This window comes from Vibrio sp. 10N.222.55.C7 (assembly GCF_041473335.1).
In the GTDB taxonomy this organism is placed as follows: domain Bacteria; phylum Pseudomonadota; class Gammaproteobacteria; order Enterobacterales; family Vibrionaceae; genus Vibrio; species Vibrio crassostreae_C.
Window position 1 is genome coordinate 23,851 of sequence record NZ_JBFRSC010000045.1, and the last position, 18,064, is coordinate 41,914.

14 protein-coding genes are annotated in these 18,064 nt (G+C 45.7%); 7 read left to right on the forward strand and 7 right to left on the reverse strand.

Going from position 1 to position 18,064, the window contains the following annotated elements:
* Positions 1–177: 177 nt before the first annotated feature.
* Entirely contained in the window at positions 178–1,137 is a 960-nt protein-coding gene (locus tag AB4482_RS16100; protein ID WP_017061624.1) for an aminoimidazole riboside kinase, read from the forward strand.
* The gene (locus AB4482_RS16105) at positions 1,134–2,579 is read left to right on the forward strand and encodes a sucrose-6-phosphate hydrolase (RefSeq protein ID WP_372181192.1); all 1,446 of its coding nucleotides are present in this window, start codon (positions 1,134–1,136) and stop codon (positions 2,577–2,579) included. Before AB4482_RS16100 ends, AB4482_RS16105 begins: the two co-directional genes overlap by 4 nt.
* Before the next feature lie 145 nt (positions 2,580–2,724).
* Here AB4482_RS16105 and AB4482_RS16110 read toward each other — a convergent pair whose 3' ends face one another.
* Entirely contained in the window at positions 2,725–4,167 is a 1,443-nt protein-coding gene (locus AB4482_RS16110) for an N-acylglucosamine 2-epimerase (RefSeq protein ID WP_372181194.1), read from the reverse strand.
* A gap of 143 nt (positions 4,168–4,310) precedes the next feature.
* On the reverse strand, positions 4,311–4,958 hold the full coding sequence (locus tag AB4482_RS16115; RefSeq protein ID WP_017069761.1) for a glutathione S-transferase family protein: 648 nt from the start codon (positions 4,956–4,958) through the stop codon (positions 4,311–4,313).
* Between the two features lie 98 nt (positions 4,959–5,056).
* Here AB4482_RS16115 and AB4482_RS16120 point away from each other — a divergent pair, with 98 nt between their 5' ends.
* Positions 5,057–5,908 (forward strand): LysR family transcriptional regulator, encoded by an 852-nt coding sequence (locus tag AB4482_RS16120; RefSeq protein ID WP_017067473.1) that lies wholly within the window; start codon positions 5,057–5,059, stop codon positions 5,906–5,908.
* 15 nt (positions 5,909–5,923) lie between these two features.
* Here the strand turns inward: AB4482_RS16120 and AB4482_RS16125 are convergent, their stop codons facing one another.
* The gene (locus AB4482_RS16125) at positions 5,924–7,714 is read right to left on the reverse strand and encodes a sigma-54-dependent Fis family transcriptional regulator (RefSeq protein ID WP_372181195.1); all 1,791 of its coding nucleotides are present in this window, start codon (positions 7,712–7,714) and stop codon (positions 5,924–5,926) included.
* Between the two features lie 327 nt (positions 7,715–8,041).
* Between AB4482_RS16125 and AB4482_RS16130 the strand changes: the two genes are divergently transcribed.
* Positions 8,042–9,562, forward strand: a complete 1,521-nt coding sequence (locus tag AB4482_RS16130; protein ID WP_372181196.1) for an aldehyde dehydrogenase family protein — start codon at positions 8,042–8,044, stop codon at positions 9,560–9,562.
* A gap of 127 nt (positions 9,563–9,689) precedes the next feature.
* Here AB4482_RS16130 and AB4482_RS16135 read toward each other — a convergent pair whose 3' ends face one another.
* Positions 9,690–10,427 carry an NUDIX domain-containing protein gene (locus tag AB4482_RS16135; protein WP_104216025.1) on the reverse strand — a complete coding sequence of 246 codons (738 nt, stop codon included), beginning with the start codon at positions 10,425–10,427 and terminating at the stop codon, positions 9,690–9,692.
* Between the two features lie 224 nt (positions 10,428–10,651).
* The gene (locus AB4482_RS16140) at positions 10,652–11,053 is read right to left on the reverse strand and encodes a hypothetical protein (protein WP_017061631.1); all 402 of its coding nucleotides are present in this window, start codon (positions 11,051–11,053) and stop codon (positions 10,652–10,654) included.
* Positions 11,054–11,359: 306 nt separating this feature from the next.
* Between AB4482_RS16140 and AB4482_RS16145 the strand changes: the two genes are divergently transcribed.
* Positions 11,360–12,442, forward strand: a complete 1,083-nt coding sequence (locus AB4482_RS16145; protein ID WP_372181197.1) for an aminotransferase class I/II-fold pyridoxal phosphate-dependent enzyme — start codon at positions 11,360–11,362, stop codon at positions 12,440–12,442.
* Between the two features lie 77 nt (positions 12,443–12,519).
* On the opposite strand, the gene fghA is transcribed toward AB4482_RS16145, so the two are convergent.
* Positions 12,520–13,359, reverse strand: a complete 840-nt coding sequence (fghA, locus tag AB4482_RS16150; RefSeq protein ID WP_104216026.1) for an S-formylglutathione hydrolase — start codon at positions 13,357–13,359, stop codon at positions 12,520–12,522.
* Positions 13,360–13,513: 154 nt separating this feature from the next.
* Positions 13,514–14,662 carry an S-(hydroxymethyl)glutathione dehydrogenase/class III alcohol dehydrogenase gene (locus AB4482_RS16155; RefSeq protein ID WP_017076927.1) on the reverse strand — a complete coding sequence of 383 codons (1,149 nt, stop codon included), beginning with the start codon at positions 14,660–14,662 and terminating at the stop codon, positions 13,514–13,516.
* Between the two features lie 320 nt (positions 14,663–14,982).
* On the opposite strand from AB4482_RS16155, the gene AB4482_RS16160 reads away from it, so the two are divergent.
* The gene (locus tag AB4482_RS16160; RefSeq protein WP_372181198.1) at positions 14,983–15,327 is read left to right on the forward strand and encodes a multidrug efflux SMR transporter; all 345 of its coding nucleotides are present in this window, start codon (positions 14,983–14,985) and stop codon (positions 15,325–15,327) included.
* Between the two features lie 232 nt (positions 15,328–15,559).
* Entirely contained in the window at positions 15,560–17,857 is a 2,298-nt protein-coding gene (gene pflB / locus AB4482_RS16165) for a formate C-acetyltransferase (RefSeq protein ID WP_372181199.1), read from the forward strand.
* The last annotated feature ends 207 nt before the right edge of the window (positions 17,858–18,064 follow it).

Genomic DNA, 18,064 nt, shown 5'->3' on the forward strand with positions numbered 1-18,064 from the left:
AAGCCCCCCTTTTCACTTCATTTCCTAAGCTTTGGGGTGCTAGCTAGGTGATTTGGCTTAGCTAGCCTTTTTATATTTTTACATGACAGCGTGAAGTGTCACCTTGCTTTTGGTTGCTACTGCTTTCGATTGCCATCGCTTTCGGTTGTCATGATTTTCAGTTTTAAGGTAAGAAAGATGAATCAAGTTTGGGTAACTGGAGACGCCGTCGTCGACCTCATTCCGGAGACTGACGCGACATTATTGAAATGTCCGGGCGGTGCGCCTGCTAATGTCGCGGTAGCGATTTCTCGCCTTTTAGGCAAAAGCGCATTTTTTGGCCGAGTGGGTAACGATCCGTTTGGCACTTTTATGGAAGTGACTCTGCAAAAGGAAGGTGTGAATACCGAGCGTTTGGTGAAGGACCCTGAACAACGCACGTCAACCGTGGTGGTCGATCTTGATGACCAAGGCGAGCGTAGCTTTACGTTTATGGTTAAGCCAAGTGCCGACCAGTTTATGTCTGTTGAAGACATTCCCGAATTTAAGAAAAACGAGTGGCTACACGTCTGCTCGATCTCTTTGGCTAATGAACCAAGCCGAAGCAGTACCTTCGAAGCGATCCGACGTATGAAAGCCGCGGGCGGTTACATCAGCTTCGATCCAAACCTTCGTGATGAAGTGTGGCAAAACCCATCTGAAATTAAGTCTGTGGTCATGAAAGCGGTTGAGTTGGCGGATGTGGTTAAATTCTCAGAAGAAGAACTGGACTTCTTAACCGATTCAACTTCGATGGAACAAGGCTTGGCTAACATTGCAGATCTTAACAACACGCTTGTTCTGGTTACGCAGGGCGCGAAAGGCGTTTGGCGAGTATTTGAAAACCAAGGTGTGTTGATTTCAGGTCGCTCAGTGACGCCAGTGGATACCACGGGTGCAGGCGATGCTTTTGTTGGCGGTTTGCTTGCAAAGCTTTCTCAAGATGATGAGTGGAACAATCAACAAGTCGTCGATTCTGCAATTCAGTGGGCGAATGGGTGTGGTGCACTGGCGACCACGCAAAAAGGCGCAATGACCGCACTTCCAACGCAAGAAGCTCTTACTCAGTTTATTCAAAAAGACTCTTCAAATACGAATGCCGTAGAGGAGAGTGTATGAGTTTGAACTCGAACTGGACAGTAGAGCAAAGATATCGCCGTATAGAAGATATTTCTCTAGAGAGTATTGATGCGATGGTAGAGCTTCGCAAACAAGACTCTGGCTATCCAAGCTACCATATTGCGCCTAAGTTTGGTCTGCTTAATGATCCGAATGGTCTGTGTTTCTTTAATGGTGAACACCACCTATTTTACCAATGGACGCCAGTTGGCCCCGTCCATGGTATGAAGTACTGGTACCACCTTTCTACCAAAGACTTCGTTCATTTCGAAGACCACGGCATTGGCTTGCACCCAGACCAAGATTACGACTCTCACGGTGTTTACTCTGGTGGTGCATTGGTTGAAAACGACAATGCATTGTTGTTTTTTACAGGTAACAAGCGCGACGGAAATTGGTTGCGAGTGCCAACTCAATGTTTTGCCAAGATGACTGCTGACGGCAAAATAGAAAAGCACGGCGTGGTTATCGAAAACGATCACTACACCGAACATTTCCGCGACCCAAAAGTGTGGAAACAGGGCGGCGATTATCTGATGGTTGTGGGTGCTCAAACGCCTCAAAATACTGGCTCTATGGCGCTATATTGCAGCCGAGACCTGATGAATTGGCAGCACAAAGGTCCAATTCAAACTCGTTACAACAACCTTGGCTATATGTGGGAATGCCCAGATTTCTTTGAAATAGAGAATCAGTCGGTGATGCTGTTTTCTCCACAAGGTGTGTCTAGCGAAAATGCATACGATTTCAAAAATATCTACTCGGTGGCTTATATCGTCGGTGACCGCTTAAATCTCGATTCGGTAGAACTGGAAAACCACCAAGATATTGCGCAGCCAGATTATGGCTTCGATTTCTATGCACCACAGACTTATTTAGATGATACAGGCCGCCGTATTCTGATTGCTTGGATTGGTCTGCCTGAGATTGATACACCATCTAATGAGTATCAGTGGGCGGGCATGTTGTCGTTACCACGCGAACTTCAAATCCAAGATGGCTATCTTGTTCAGTCTGCTTTACCTGAATTGAAAGCGCTACAGGGTGAAGCTGTGGTGGTTGAAAATGCTCTTGAATTGGATACAACCAGCTTCATGGTTGAGCTCGAAACGGATACTGACGAGTTTGAGTTTACACTTACTAACGTTGCGGGTGATAACATCGTATTCAGTGCTACAGAAAAGGAGTTCATGCTTGATCGCAGTAAGATGTCTCAGCTCTACGCGGAAGAGTTTGGCTCAGTGAGAAAAGCACCGAGGTTGAGCACCAAGCAAATCATCGAGGTTTATGTTGATAAGTCAGTGATCGAAATCTTTATCAATGGCGGTAAGCACACAATGACCAGCCGTTTCTTCATTGATGACTTGAGTTCATTGTCGATGACTGGTGACGTGAACACCGTTTATCACTCGATGAACCCAATTAAAGGGTTGGACAACTAACCTCCGCTTATCTCCATCAAGAAAGCCGCTGATCATCAACAGCGGCTTTTGTTTGGTCTGCGACATCACTATTGTGCTAACTCTTTGACCTTGTCCATTCCCCGTAGCCCTGAATCTCAAGTCCATTTAGAACAAACAACCAACGCTAAGGTCGAATGTTATTGAAACTGACCTTCTGCGTTCCGTCATCTTTATTCAATAGCTCCACCACATCGCCTTGATAGTAATACGGTTCCATTGGCATCTCGCTGTTGGTCGGCCTTGCGTAATGCAATACTGCTGGCTTCGCGTCAACTTGCTGTGCGTATAGATAGCCAATCAGCGCATGTTCAAACTGGTGATAACCGTTGCCCCAATGGAAAGCTTTGGTGCGTTTTGGCTCAAGCCCGACACCGCCGTATTTATGGTCGACCCATACATCATGAAAAGTGGGTAGGGTGTATTGCAGGACGTCTTTCATTGAATCATCGACAAGTGAAACCGTCATTGCTGCTTGATCAAGCTCCGCCCATTCCCATGATGAAGCCCAATTTGTGTTTGGTCTGCTTTGCCAGCCAGTTATCTCTTGTCCTTTCCACGCTTTCTGAAGTTCTTCGCCATAATATTGGGATACACTCACGAAATTTTTCTGATATTGCGCATGAACGAGAGTGTGTTTCATCCCTTTGATGCCAAACTCTTTCCATTCAGAGTTATTCAATGTTTGGCCTGTAAGGTAAGTCATCCAATACGCTTTGATGGTGTGCCCAAAATCGTTGTGATTAGCATTCGGCATCTTGGCGGCTTTGCTGTGAATGGCCCCGTAGAAGCGTTGTTCATCTTCAGAGTGGTAGTGCTCGACCATGGTTTGTGTCAGCCAACTTAGATCATCAAGCCATCTTGTCTTGGTGGGCTCTTTTAGCAGGGGAGCGACTAACAGCATGTAACCGTTAATCTGATCAAGTTGTGCGACCAGTTCACGCTGTGTGGCTTTGCCATCTTCACCATCCGCAAGTACCCAAGCAAGACCGCTGTTGTCGCTAAGTCGATATTTATCAAAGATAAAAGCTTGTTGTGCGATGAGTGCTTCTTCTACCTTTTTGTCTTGAGTCAGGTAGTAGTACATGGCAAGGCCAACTAATGCATACGCTTGATCTTGAGAAGTACGCTGCTGCCAATTCTGGCCTACTTTTCCCTCTTTTGTGTAGCCGATAAAGCCGCCGTTTTGCTTATCTTCTAGCTGGTCAATGATGTAGTAGGCTCCTTGCTTGGCAAGCGCTAAAGCCTGCTTATCGCCACTAAGGTGGTAGAGCACGCCATAGGCATAAGTTTGACGTGACTTCATCCGCGTAAACTCTTTGCCAAAGTGTGGCGTGATCCAGCCTTTGTTTAGTTCATGGCACACATCAGAAACATCGAGCAAGGTACCGTCATCACAGCGGAAAGTAGGGAAGTTGCCTATCGGATCCCCTTGAGCGCTAGGCATCAACCAGTAAGGTGCAAGCCCTTCAGTCGCATGGTTGAGCCACTCTTCTCCAGAAGGAAGATGGGCGTTGGCAGATACGGCGAAGCTAGTAATACTGAGTAATGCGATCGTTGCTCGTAACATGATGTTTATCTTAACTATTTGAATTTCTTTGAATATAAACAATCACATCTGCACATTGTGATTAGGCGATCACAATCGACCAAATTAATAAGGTTTAGATAAAAGCTCACAGACTAGTGAGCTTTGGAAGGGTGTCTTGTATTTTATACTGGCTTGCCCGCCTCATCTTCTTCAACCACATCGGTTTCTAAGCTTGCCTCTGCCAGCCATTTTTGTATTGATGGACTGTTAAGCACACGTTGTTGATACTGCGATGCCTTTTCGGAAAGTTGTATTCCATAGGTTTCTACGCGCAATGCGACGGGTGCAAACATCGCATCGGCAATCGACCATTCACCAAATAACCATCCCTCTGGGTATTGTTCCATTTGTGCAGACCATATTGCATCAATACGAGCGATGTCTTTCAGTGCGTCTTCACTCAGTGTGAGCTTTCGTTGTGCGCGGCAGTTCATCGGCATTTCATTTCTGACGGCAAAGAACCCAGAGTGCATCTCGGCGGAAATTGCTCGGGCATGGGCGCGTTCTTTCACTGAGCTAGGCCACGCTGCACCGTCCAAATAGGCATCGTTAACGTATTCGAGAATCGCCAATGAATCCCACACCGCAACATTACCATCAACTAGGGTTGGAACCTTGGCCGTTGGCGTCACTTTCGCCAGAGTGTCGTAAAAATCAGAGGTGAACAGCTTGAGCTTGATGACTTCTGCATTCAGGTTGTAGTTGTCGAATATTAGCCATGCGCGCAGTGACCAAGTTGAGTAGTTCTGGTTTCCAATATAAAGCTGCATCGTTGCTTCCTTGCGTTTGGTGAGTATGCTTTTGAGCTTAGGGGATTGTATTGCGGAGCACTAACGGATAATTTTGATGCAATACATTAATAAAAACGATGGGTGGTGATTTCAATATGGATATTGATGCTTTGCGAGGCTTTCTCGCGTTTGTGGAAACCAGTAGTTTCACTCGTGCAGCGAAACAGATAAATCGTACCCAATCGGCATTCAGTGCTCAGATGCGTAAGTTGGAAGAAGAACTCAACGTCACTCTTTTCCAGAAAGAAGGACGTAATTTAATACTGACTGAAGCTGGCTTAGCGCTGCGTTCTCATGCCGAACAGTTGGTCGCCCTCCACAACACCGCCCTCAAGCAAGTAAAGCGTTATGAAGACAAACAACCTCTGCGACTCGGCTGCCCTGAAGACTACAACGACACCATTCTTCCAAAAGTGATTCGCCTGTTACAGCAAGCAGAACCTACCTGTTCCATTCAAATATTTAGCCTACCAAGTATTAACCTCAGAGAGTGGTTAGATGATGGCCGTTTAGATGCGGCGATTGTCACCAGAGCGCCTGATAGTGAAGAGGGTTACTGGCTTACACATGATGTGGGTGTTTGGATAAGCAGCCCTGACTATGCATTCGATGAGTCTAAACCAGTCCCACTAGCCTTGTTTCAGACCGATTGTAAGTACCACGCAGCGGCAGTGAATGGCTTAACCAAGCAGGGCACGCCTTATCAGTTATTGGCGTGTAGCAATACCGCTTCAGCGCAGCGTGCAATCGTGAAAGCAGGATTAGCGATTGGTGCGATGGGTAAGCTAAGCGTGACTTCAGATTTGAAAATTCTTGATGATATGCCACCGTTGCCTTCGGTCGATATTGTGCTTATCCTAGCGAGTAAGCATCACCCGGTATTGGATAAAGAAGTGCTCAATCAACTTGTGGAGCTGGGTTCTGAGTAGCTTAGGTTCATCTTCCTATTGGAGGATTCCCAAGCTTTTCAATTTTCGATAAATGGTATTGCGGCTGATACCGAGTATTCTCGAAGTCTTACTTATGTTGCCTTGGTTGGCTTGATAGGTTTGCAGCAAGGTTTCTTCAACGGTGCTTCTTAAATCGTTACTCGCTGTACCTTTTATGGCATTAGAAGTCATTAGCTGATGCTGATTATCGTGTGCTAATGACGTGAGATGTTGAGCAAGGTGGCTGGGCACATGCTCGAGTGTGAGTTGGGGTTCATCACTTGCTAATAGAGCAGCAACCTTAAGTAAGTTGTCTAATTCGCGGATATTACCCGGCCAAGAATAGGCGCACAGTAAGCTCATCAAGTGCGGGCAGATTGTCTGTTCGTCTTCGGCGTATTTACGATGAATGTGCTCGATTAAAGCGTGCTTGTCTTGTCGGTGTTGTAGGCTTGGCAAGGTGAAGGCTAAGCCATTGAGTCTGTAATACAGGTCTTGCCTAAACTCACCTGTTGCGACTAACTGCTCGAGGTTTTTGTGAGTTGCAGCGATGATCTGACAATCGACTTGGTAGCTCTGATTGGAACCCACAGGAACAACGGATTTGTCTTGCAGAACATGCAGCAATCGACATTGAGCCTCTAATGGCATGTCGGCGATCTCATCTAGAAACAGAATTCCCTTATCCGCTTGGCGGATCTTACCTTGGAAGCCCTTGTGGCTTGCTCCCGTAAAGGCGCCCGGCGCGTAACCAAACAGTTCAGATTCGATAAGGTCTTTAGGCAGCGCGCCACAATTTACCGCTACCAAGGGCGAAGACTTACGCTGGCTTTGCTTGTGCAGCGCTTTAACAAACTCGCCTTTGCCAACTCCTGTTTCTCCTAAGATCAACAAACTGATCCCTTTATCGATTACCTTGTTGGCTTGCTGCCAAGCGTGTTCGATTTGTTGCTCGCCATGGTGCAAATCACACGATGCTGAAATGGAGCGCGTGCGTTTGGTGGTTGGTTGTTTGAGGTGTTGTTTCTCAAATACAAAAGGCGTGTCTAATGAGGTTCGGTTGAAGAGGGTATCGATACTCTCACCGACGATCGAGGTTTGATCCAATAGTTGAGAGGCGACCTGATTGTGTGCCACCACCTCACCAGCTTCATTGGCTATTACAACCCCTTGCCAACCACTGTGTAATAACGATTTCTCACATGCGAGGTCGATGCGAGTGGTGCCTTGTGGGATGTGGCTCAGTAGCTGGTTTTCAACAAGCTGAACCATATTTTGAACCAGTAGCTGCACCGAACTGTCGTGCTGTTGCTGCTCACTGGTAATGTCCAATACGCCAACCATGTTCCCTTGGTGATCAAACACAGGGCTTGCTGAACAGCTGATAAATCGATGCTGGTGGATGAAGTGCTGCTCACCAATGATGGATACTGGTTTAGCTTCTACTATCGCGGTGCCAATGGCGTTGGTGCCTTTGAGTTGCTCCTGCCAACACGCACCAGAGCTGAGTGCAATCGAAGTCAGTTTCTCCTTAAACCGCTCTTGTCCCCAACTAGCCAGAATCACCCCTTCAATGTCGGTCAAGATCAAACGACTGTCGGTACGTGCAAACATCTGGTTGAACAGAGGCAGTGCATTACGTTCGACGATTTGAATCAAGCTCGATGATTGATGACGTCGCTGCTTCAGAATCGACTGTGGCAGGCGAATATCTTCGGGAAGTCGTCTCTGTTTTAGCCCCGCTTCTGTGCTGCGGTGCCAAGACGATGAAAGCCAATCTGAGGTGTTTGCTTGTTGAAGGTGCATGACTGTTCCATGTCGTAACAGTGAGAGTGTACCAAATTGGAACAGTTGAACATTGGAGTGGTTTCCATACGTCCGTTCAATGCCAACTCACTTTGGGTTGTAAACGTTTGGTAATCATGGTTTTACAATTTATTAACAACAAGTTTTGAAGTTCTGGCGTGTGATTTGCGTTGTTACTGTTGTGAAGAAAACACGAAGTATCAGTGTTTTAAACAGAAAGCATAAACATGGGCGTCTCGCCATGAGTTCTTTTCTCAAGGGGAGCCGCCACAAAAATAAGACAGCTCTAGCTCAATAACGAATATCAAATCGAAGAAGGATCTAACTATGATTTACGCACAGCCGGGTAGTGACAACGCAGTGGTGAACTTTAAAGCTCAATACGATAACTTTATCGGTGGCGAGTGGGTGAAGCCTGTCAGCGGCGAGTATTTTGATAACACTTCCCCAGTGAATGGTCAGGTGTATTGCCAAGTGGCACGTTCAACAGAGGCAGACATTAGCTTGGCACTCGATGCGGCGCATGCGGCTCGTGCTAGTTGGGCTGCGACCAGTGTGACAGAACGTTCCAATATCCTACTTAAAATTTCCGATCGCATTGAAGCGCACCTAGAAGAAATCGCGGTGGCGGAGACGTGGGAAAACGGCAAGCCTGTGCGTGAAACTCTAGCGGCAGACATCCCGTTAGTTGTTGACCACTTCCGTTACTTTGCAGGCTGTATTCGGGCGCAAGAAGGCAGCGCAGCCGAGCTAGATTCAAACACCGCGAGCTACCACTTCCCAGAACCCATCGGTGTGGTGGGGCAGATCATTCCTTGGAACTTCCCGATTTTAATGGCGGCTTGGAAATTGGCGCCAGCACTGGCTGCGGGTTGCTGTGTTGTGATGAAGCCAGCGGAGCAAACACCGATATCGATCTTAGTGATGATGGAGAAGATCGCTGATCTTCTACCTGCAGGCGTAGTCAACATCGTCAATGGTTTTGGTAACGAAGCGGGTCAAGCGTTAGCAACCAGCGATCGTTTAGCGAAATTGGCCTTTACCGGTTCGACAGAAGTCGGTCACCACATCTTGAAATGTGCGGCTGAAAGCTTGATTCCATCAACGGTTGAGCTTGGCGGTAAGTCTCCAAATATCTATTTCCCAGACATCTTTAACCATGAAGACGAATACCTTGATAAGTGTGTCGAAGGCATGTTGCTGGCGTTCTTCAACCAAGGTGAAGTGTGTACCTGTCCATCACGTGTGCTGATCCATGAATCGGTGTACGACAAGTTCATCGCCAAGGTGGTCGAGCGTGCTCAAACTATTAAACAAGGTAACCCGCTAGATACTGATATTCAGGTTGGCGCACAAGCTTCAAAAGAGCAGTTCGATAAGATTCTGAGTTACCTTGAAATCGGTCGTCAAGAGGGTGCGAAAGTGCTGACAGGTGGCGAAGTTGCGCAGCAATCTGATGATCTCGGTAATGGTTATTACATCCAGCCAACAATGTTGGAAGGGCACAACAAGATGCGAGTATTCCAAGAGGAGATCTTCGGTCCTGTTATCGCGGTGACGACGTTTAAAGATGAAGCAGAAGCACTCGAGATAGCCAATGATACCGAATATGGCTTGGGTGCAGGCGTGTGGACGCGTGATGCAAACCTCGCGTATCGAATGGGTCGCAACATTGAAGCCGGCCGTATCTGGGTGAACTGCTACCACGCTTACCCAGCTCATGCCGCGTTTGGTGGTTACAAGAAGTCGGGCATCGGCCGTGAGACACATAAGATGATGCTCGATCACTACCAAAATACTAAGAACCTGTTGATCAGCTACGATACTAACCCACTAGGATTTTTCTAAAATAGATAGGTTCTAGAACAGTCTAATTAGGAAGTCACTAGCAACGAGATGGCTTAAACAATATAAGTAAAATGAAAAGCAAAACGCCAAGTTCTTATGAGCTTGGCGTTTTTATGTTTGAATCGCTTTAGTTTTTCGAAAAGAAGATCTCTGGCTTATGGTTCGGGCCATAGTTGCCTTCTAGTTGGGTAAGTTCTAATCCTTGTTTGCCTATCAAAGAGCCGACCAATTGGCGGTTAAACGGGTAGCTGTCGGGGTTGTTAATATATTCTTCAACATCTATCCATTTAGCTTCTGCAATTTCATCAGTGTCTTGAATCGCAATTTCTTGAGTTTGAGCGATAAGGTGACAAATAAAGTAGAGGTTTGATTTACCGAATTGATACGGGTGTCTTGTCGCCATGCCAACCACAGAAACGAACGTTGCCTCGATACCGGTTTCTTCCAAGGTTTCACGAACCACCGATTCTTCAATGCCTTCACCCAACTCAATATGACCGCCCGGTAATTTGTAGCCCGTCATGCCGTGCTCTTTGATCATCAGAACTTGATTGTGTTCGTTAGTGATTAACGCACCAGCACCCAAGGTGTGGGTCGGAATGAAAGGCACAAACTCTACAATCTCGGATTTGTGGATCAGCGTAATCTCGTCTTCTAAGCAGTTGTGAAACACAAAGCCAAGCTCAGTCGCCACCGGAATAAGGTGCGAGAGTGAAATAGGTAAGCTAATCCAAATAATGCCTTTGCTATTCTGCTTTGAAAATTCGGTGATCTCGCTGAGTTCGGCATTGAATGAGTCAACATCGTGAGGGGCTGTTGCTGGGTCAATGATGATGCCGTTAAATTTGTCGAGCGTAAATTCCACGGGTGATCCTTTATTATTTTGATTTATTGGGCGTCGAGCATGGTCTGAGCTTATCGTATCTAAAGAGCTTATAACACCTTGAGAGCAAGGGCAGCAGTGAATCAAAAGTAGGCAATGCAGTTTATGTCGAACGGGTCGGGATAAGTGGAGGGTGTTGCTAGAAAAAAAAACTGCGCTTGGAAGCCAAAGCGCAGTTTTAAAATGAGGTTTATTGCAGTTCGATTTTAACGAATATAGTTCGCGTTAATACTCACGTACCAGTGTTGAAGCTTGCCATCAGATTTCTTGATCCACAAATCGTTGGTGTAGCTATCAATCTTGCCGTTAACCGTAAGGTTGAATGTGTTCTCGTCGAATTCGCCAAGCTTCACGAACTGGTCCGTGGTAATCAGGAATGGGTCCATGTCGTCTACACCAACCACATCTGAAATCACATAGTAGTGGTAAGTCAGCGGCTTGCTCGCATCATTCGGGTTGCTGCGATACGCAACAAGCTTGAATGGTTCCGTTAATGGAACGTCGAGCGTTTGCTTGTCCATGGTCGCTGGAATTGGAATAAACAGCCAAGCGGTAAACAGACCGCTCAATAAAACCATCAGGAAGAAAAGAGTCTTAATTGCTTTCATAGCAACCTTCAAAATATGGGGGATGTTAATGGGGCTATGGTAACTAGGGAGAGTAAAGATGCAAGCTCTGTTATTACCCTATCTTATCTCAGCTTAATCTAGCGCAAAGAAAGCGGTTCGGTTAACTCGAAATGTAAACACGAGTGCTTAACTCTTGATTATGGCTTAAGAGAATTCGTTATTTGAACCAATCTTGGTTTTTAACCAGTCTCTCGAAACAAGGCGAAGAACTGTCGCGAAATGACCTATATAGATAAAATTCAGTACGATAAGAATAGCGCATGAATATTTTTTGAGCGTTTTCTTATGCATTTAAATCCACGGTTAAGTGGCGAATACCATTCTTATGTCGATCACTCATTTTGTATCGATTGTTCACTTGGCTCCAATCCATTTGGCGCACCAGAAATTCCTGAACATGTGATCAAAGATATTATCTACGGTATTGATAAGTACTATTGCCACAGGGAGCTTTCGGAGCTGACTTATCTGACTCGCCAGTTTATTGGGATTGAAGATTGTCGTATTACGTACACCACGGGCTCTCTTGGGGCGCTAGAACTTATCTTCAATAAACTTATCGATCACAACAATCGCACCATGATAGGCATTGGCCCTCAGTTTGTTGAAGCAGTATCAGAGTTCACTTTGGTGGGCGGGAAGTACCAGTCCATCAACATGTTTGATTATCAAAACAAGTCGGATCTGTTCGGTGTGTTGGCATCAAAAATAAGCAGTCAAAATCCTGCCTTGGTGTATATCGATAATCCCAACAACCCAACGGGTCGAATCTACGACAGAGCTTATCTGGTCGAGATAGCGAGAGTATGTGAGCGTTCTGGCGCTATTTTGATTGTCGACGAGGCATATGGTGAATACCTGACCCCTGAGCAGTCTATGCTCGATCAGACCTTAGTCTTGGACAACTTAATAGTTTTACGAACCTTTTCTAAAGGTTTAGGGCTCGCTGGGATTCGACTCGGTTACTTAGCCAGCAGTGAAAACCTGACTTCTGCAATCGAAGCTGCGGTGAGTGTGTTTACGCCGACTTACCCCTCAATAAAAATCGCATCGGCGACCTTACCCAATGCAAAACACTTCTTAGAAATGAACCGCAGCAAAACTGAATACTTTAAGCAGCAAATGATCGGCTTGTTGTCTGAGAACAATATTGAGGTGGTTGGCACGTCAATATCGACGCCCATTATGTTGTTGAAAAAGAGAGGAACTCACCTTTCAAAGCTATTTGAGAGTATCGGTATTAAGACATGTTCGGGTGTCGATTTTGCTATTACGTGCGACGCGATGACTGAAGAGTATGTTCGATTACGAATTGTTGGCAATGATATAGATTTAGAAGCGTTAAAGCAGCGTATTAAGCAGTTATAAAAGCAACCGTTATAAAATCAGTAGGCATAAAAAAGCCCGCACCTTGCGTTTACAAAGTGCGGGCTAAATTCATCTGGCTACTTGTTTAAGTAAGCAGCGTGGAACTCAATGTGTTCATCAATAAAGCTAGAGATGAAGTAGTAGCTGTGGTCGTAACCAGGCTGCATACGTAGATCTAAATCGGCATTGGTTACCTTAGCGGCTTCGACTAATTGCTCAGGTTTAAGCTGTTCAATCAGGAAGTTATCGGCTTCACCTTGGTCGACCAACATTGGCAGTTTAGTGCCTTTGGTTTTTAGAAGCTCAGAGGCATCGTAGTGTTTCCACTCTTCAATATCCAAGCCTAGGTATTGGTTGAAGGCTTTTTGTCCCCAAGGGCATTGCATTGGGTTGGTGATTGGGCTGAATGCAGAGATAGAACGGTAGCTATCTTCGTTTTTAATGCCAATCGTTAGGGCACCATGTCCGCCCATGCTGTGACCAGAAATCGATTTTACGGATGTAACAGGGAAGAACGACTCAAGTAATGCAGGGAGCTCTGTTACCACGTAATCGTACATGTGGTAATGGCTGTCCCATGGCGCTTGAGTGGCATTCACATAGAAGCCTGCACCTTGGCCGAGATCGTAATTTTCATCGTCGGCAACACCTTCGCCACGTGGGCTAGTGTCTGGTGCCACAATCGCGATGCCTTGCTCAGCCGCGGCTTTGAAAGCGCCGGCTTTTTGCATGAAGTTTTCATCGGTACAGGTTAAGCCTGACAACCAATACAAAACAGGAACTGGGTTTTCTTTGCTTGCGTTAGGTGGCAAGAAAATCGCAAAACGCATGTTGCAGTCAAGCGTTGCAGAAAAGTGGGTGTATTGTTTGTGCCAACCACCAGCAACCTTTGCTTGGCTAATGTTTTCGATTGTCATCTATTGTGCTCCGTTAGGTTGATGGTTTGGGAGTAAATTTGTCTATATTACATAAAGTTTCACCACCCACCGGGCAGGAGGTGGTGAAGACAGTTTGTTGCTATTCATTTGTAGCTGTGGCCTCGATGCTCGAAAGAATCGAGGCCAAGATGTGTTACTTATCCATGTGTAGAACAGTACGGATAGATTCACCTTTGTGCATTAGGTCGAATGCTTCGTTTACGTCTTGCAGACCCATTGTGTGAGTGATGAACTCTTGAAGGCCAAACTCACCCGCCATGTAACGGTTTACGATTTCTGGAAGCTCAGAGCGGCCTTTAACACCACCGAAAGCAGAGCCACGCCATACACGACCAGTCACTAGTTGGAATGGACGAGTTGCGATCTCTTGGCCAGCACCTGCAACACCAATGATGACTGATTCGCCCCAACCTTTGTGACAGCACTCAAGCGCTTGACGCATCACGTTTACGTTACCGATACACTCGAAAGAGTACTCAACACCACCGTCTGTCATCTCTACGATAACGTCTTGGATTGGCTTGTCGAATTTAGTTGGGTTGATGCAGTCAGTCGCGCCAAGTTGTTTTGCTAGCTCGAATTTGCTCTCGTTGATGTCAACACCGATGATGCGGTTAGCACCAGCCATGCGAGCACCAATGATTGCAGAAAGACCGATACCGCCAAGGCCGAATACAGCAACGTTGTCGCCTTTTTCAACTTTAGCTGTGTTAAGTACCGCGCCCATACCTGTTGTTACACCACAACCTAGAAGACAAACTTCTTCAAGTGGTGCTTCTTTGCTTACTTTCGCTAGAGAGATTTCTGGAAGTACAGTGTACTCAGAGAAAGTAGAGCAACCCATGTAATGGAAAATTGTTTCGCCATTGATAGAGAAGCGGCTTGTACCGTCTGGCATTAGGCCTTTACCTTGCGTTTCACGAACGGCTTGGCATAGGTTAGTTTTACCAGATTTACAGAACTTACATTCGCCACATTCAGCTGTGTAAAGTGGGATAACGTGGTCGCCAATCTCAACACTTGTAACGCCTTCGCCGATCATCTCAACGATACCGCCACCTTCGTGACCAAGAATTGAAGGGAAGATACCTTCTGGATCGTCACCTGATAATGTGAATGCGTCAGTGTGACAAACACCAGTAGCAACGATGCGAACTAGAACCTCACCAGCTTTAGGAAGTTGTACATCAACTTCTTCCATTTTTAGTGGCTCGCCAGCTGCCCATGCAACCATTGCTTTTGATTTGATATGAGTTTGACCAGGTTTAATTTCGATTGTCATTGGATGTTTCCTATATGTCAGTACAGCGGATAACTGTGCAATTAAATTCAACCCGTTAAGCGTAGTTGAGCTTAATTGTTTCCGCTCTCTCGTTTTGTTGGAGCTAGTATAGGTGTGAGTGCATGTTTTGATAATCCCCTTAAATAGAAAATGATTATTACGTATTTGTAATAATAGAGCATTTAGGTTCCTCGTGTTAACCGAAAGTCACACTTAAGAATTTTTAAGGTACGTCATAATAATTGCTTACTGAAAATCACATGAATTGGAAATAAAACTACAATATTCTGAGCGCCGTATTTAATGTTGTGGACTCAAACATGCTTTTATCTCTTCCGCCTCCAGTGATGCTGTCACTTGCCATCGTGCTTGAAGTTGTCGCGACTTCTTTATTGCCTAAAACGCAGCAATTTACTTCCCTTCCTGCTACCGCCGCAGTACTCGTCGGTTATGGCTTTGCTTTTTATCTGTTGTCTCTCACGGTTCAAACCATGTCTTTGGGTGTGGCGTATGCGATTTGGTGTGGCGCAGGGATAGTGTTGGTCGCGGCGTTGTCTTGGTTGGTCTACGGGCAAAAGCTAGACATCTACGCGGTCATTGGCATCGCTTTGATTCTGTCTGGTGTGGTGGTCATTAACCTGTTTTCAACGTCGGTGAGTCACTAAGAGTCTATTTCCTACTTCTGAAGGAACAAACTAATTGGAATCTAGAGTAGTTAGCCTTCAACTTAAGGTATTGAATATAATATAGTAATTCCAATAAATGCATTTTGTGCATGTATTTTATGAAAACAGCTCACTTTACTCATAGATTGGTCGGTTTAGTATAGCCAGCAGAAACCAATGATTATAAATAATCATAGATATTATCTGTTTATCAATAACTTAGGGGGTCATTATGACTATTCCGACAACCGATATGATGGAAGCTTGGACGGGATTTCAAGCTGGCGACTGGCAAACATCCGTTAATGCACGTGATTTTATTCAGCGAAACTACACCCCTTATGAAGGCGATGAGTCTTTTCTTGCGGACGTGTCGGAGTCGACGACACAGCTATGGGAGTCGGTGCTAGAAGGTATTAAAGAAGAAAGCCGCACTCATGCCCCTGTCGATTTTGATACTGATATCGTTTCCACTATCACCTCACACGATGCCGGTTACATTGTAAAAAACCTCGAAAAAATCGTGGGTCTACAAACCGATAAACCACTGAAACGCGGCATCATCGCCAATGGTGGTATTCGAATGGTGAAAACGTCGTGCGAAGTGTACGGTCGTGAATTAGAGCCACAAATCGAAAAGATCTTCACTGAGTACCGCAAAACGCATAACCAAGTAGCGTTCGATCTTTATACCGACGAAATTAAAGCATGTCGCCGTTCTGGTATTATTACTGGTCTGCCAGATGCTTATGGTCGTGGACGCATTATTGGCGACTACCGTCGTCTTGCTTTGTACGGTATCGACTTCCTAAAATCAGACAAAAATGAGCAGTTCAAATCAACTCAGAAGATGCTTGAAACGGGTGGTGATTTAGATAAGACATTGCGTCTACGTGAAGAGCTTACTGATCAAATTCGTGCCCTTGATGAAATGCGAGAAATGGGTTTGAAGTACGGCATTGATATGTCTTCTCCTGCTCGAACTGCGCAAGAAGCAATCCAATTTACCTATTTTGGTTACTTAGCTGCGGTTAAGTCTCAAAATGGTGCTGCGATGTCGCTAGGCCGCACATCAACCTTCCTAGATGTTTACATCGAACGTGACCTTAAACTTGGTCTGATTGATGAAAAACAAGCGCAAGAGTTGATTGACCATTTCATCATGAAGCTTCGTATGGTTCGTTTTCTACGCACTCCTGAATACGATTCATTGTTCTCTGGCGACCCAATTTGGGCAACAGAAGCAATGGCTGGTATGGGTGTTGATGGTCGTACACTCGTTAGCAAAACGACTTTCCGTTACTTGCACACATTGCACACGATGGGCCCAGCGCCAGAACCGAACATGACGGTTCTATGGTCTGAACAACTGCCTATCGCGTTTAAACAATACGCGGCTAAAGTGTCTATCGAAACCTCATCACTTCAGTATGAGAACGACGATCTAATGCGTGCGGATTTTGATAACGACGATTACGCGATTGCGTGTTGTGTAAGCCCGCAGGTGGTTGGCCAACATATGCAGTTCTTTGGTGCTCGTGCAAACCTTGCTAAAGCGTTGCTTTACACCATTAACGGTGGTGTTGATGAAAAATCTAACATGCAGGTTGGTCCTCAAGTTGCTCGTATCGAAGATGAAATTCTCGATTTTGACCGCTTAATGCCTCGCTTTGATGACATGATGGATTGGCTTGCAACGCAATACGTGACTGCGCTGAACGTGATCCATTACTCGCATGACCGTTACAGCTATGAAGCATCGTTAATGGCATTAATGGATCGCGATGTTCATCGCACAATGGCTTGTGGTATTGCAGGGCTGTCGGTTGTTGCTGACTCGTTAGCGGCGATCAAATACGCGAAGGTCACACCAGTACGTAACGAAGATGGCATCGCTGTCGACTTTGAGATTGAAGGCGAATATCCAAAATTCGGCAACAACGATTCACGTGTCGATGATATTGCTTGTGATTTGGTTGAACGTTTTATGAAGAAAATTCAGAAAATGAACACCTACCGTGAAGCGGTTCCAACTCAATCTATCCTTACGATTACTTCAAACGTTGTATATGGTAAAAAAACCGGTAACACGCCAGATGGTCGCCGTGCAGGTATGCCATTTGGCCCGGGCGCAAACCCAATGCACGGTCGTGATGAGAAAGGGGCGGTGGCTTCACTTTCTTCAGTTGCCAAACTGCCATTCGAGTTCGCTAAAGATGGTATCTCTTACACCTTCTCAATCGTACCAAATGCACTGGGTAAAGATGACCTAAGCCAAAAAGTGAACCTAGCAGCACTAATGGATGGTTACTTCCACCACGAGGAAAGTGCAGGATCGATTCGTATTGAGGGTGGGCAACATCTTAACGTGAACGTGCTTAACCGTGACATGTTGTTGGATGCCGTCGAACATCCAGAAAAATACCCACAGTTAACCATCCGAGTCTCGGGTTACGCAGTACGATTCAACTCGCTAACACGTGAGCAGCAACAAGATGTAATTAGCCGTACGTTTACTGCTAAGATCTAACCGTAAACTTCAAGTTATACGGTCCTAAAAAGCGCGAGAATGACATCCGTCTCTCGCGCTTTTTTGTGCGTCGAGTATGGGGCACCTATATTGTTGGTCGCCGTGTTGTCTTGGTTGGTATACGGGCAAAACCGATATTTACGCGGTGATTGGTATCGCTTTGATTCTTTCGGGTGTGCTGATCATTCACCTGTTTTTTATGTTGAT

What these genes read in the sequence shown, in the direction of transcription:
- AB4482_RS16115 (WP_017069761.1), bottom strand. Translation starts at nt 4,958, where the DNA reads ATGCAGCTTTATATTGGAAACCAGAACTACTCAACTTGGTCACTGCGC.
- AB4482_RS16145 (WP_372181197.1), top strand. Translation starts at nt 11,360, where the DNA reads ATGCATTTAAATCCACGGTTAAGTGGCGAATACCATTCTTATGTCGAT.
- AB4482_RS16160 (WP_372181198.1), top strand. Translation starts at nt 14,983, where the DNA reads ATGCTTTTATCTCTTCCGCCTCCAGTGATGCTGTCACTTGCCATCGTG.
- AB4482_RS16100 (WP_017061624.1), top strand. Translation starts at nt 178, where the DNA reads ATGAATCAAGTTTGGGTAACTGGAGACGCCGTCGTCGACCTCATTCCG.
- AB4482_RS16105 (WP_372181192.1), top strand. Translation starts at nt 1,134, where the DNA reads ATGAGTTTGAACTCGAACTGGACAGTAGAGCAAAGATATCGCCGTATA.
- AB4482_RS16120 (WP_017067473.1), top strand. Translation starts at nt 5,057, where the DNA reads ATGGGTGGTGATTTCAATATGGATATTGATGCTTTGCGAGGCTTTCTC.
- pflB (WP_372181199.1), top strand. Translation starts at nt 15,560, where the DNA reads ATGACTATTCCGACAACCGATATGATGGAAGCTTGGACGGGATTTCAA.
- AB4482_RS16140 (WP_017061631.1), bottom strand. Translation starts at nt 11,053, where the DNA reads ATGAAAGCAATTAAGACTCTTTTCTTCCTGATGGTTTTATTGAGCGGT.
- AB4482_RS16130 (WP_372181196.1), top strand. Translation starts at nt 8,042, where the DNA reads ATGATTTACGCACAGCCGGGTAGTGACAACGCAGTGGTGAACTTTAAA.
- AB4482_RS16125 (WP_372181195.1), bottom strand. Translation starts at nt 7,714, where the DNA reads ATGCACCTTCAACAAGCAAACACCTCAGATTGGCTTTCATCGTCTTGG.
- fghA (WP_104216026.1), bottom strand. Translation starts at nt 13,359, where the DNA reads ATGACAATCGAAAACATTAGCCAAGCAAAGGTTGCTGGTGGTTGGCAC.
- AB4482_RS16155 (WP_017076927.1), bottom strand. Translation starts at nt 14,662, where the DNA reads ATGACAATCGAAATTAAACCTGGTCAAACTCATATCAAATCAAAAGCA.
- AB4482_RS16110 (WP_372181194.1), bottom strand. Translation starts at nt 4,167, where the DNA reads ATGTTACGAGCAACGATCGCATTACTCAGTATTACTAGCTTCGCCGTA.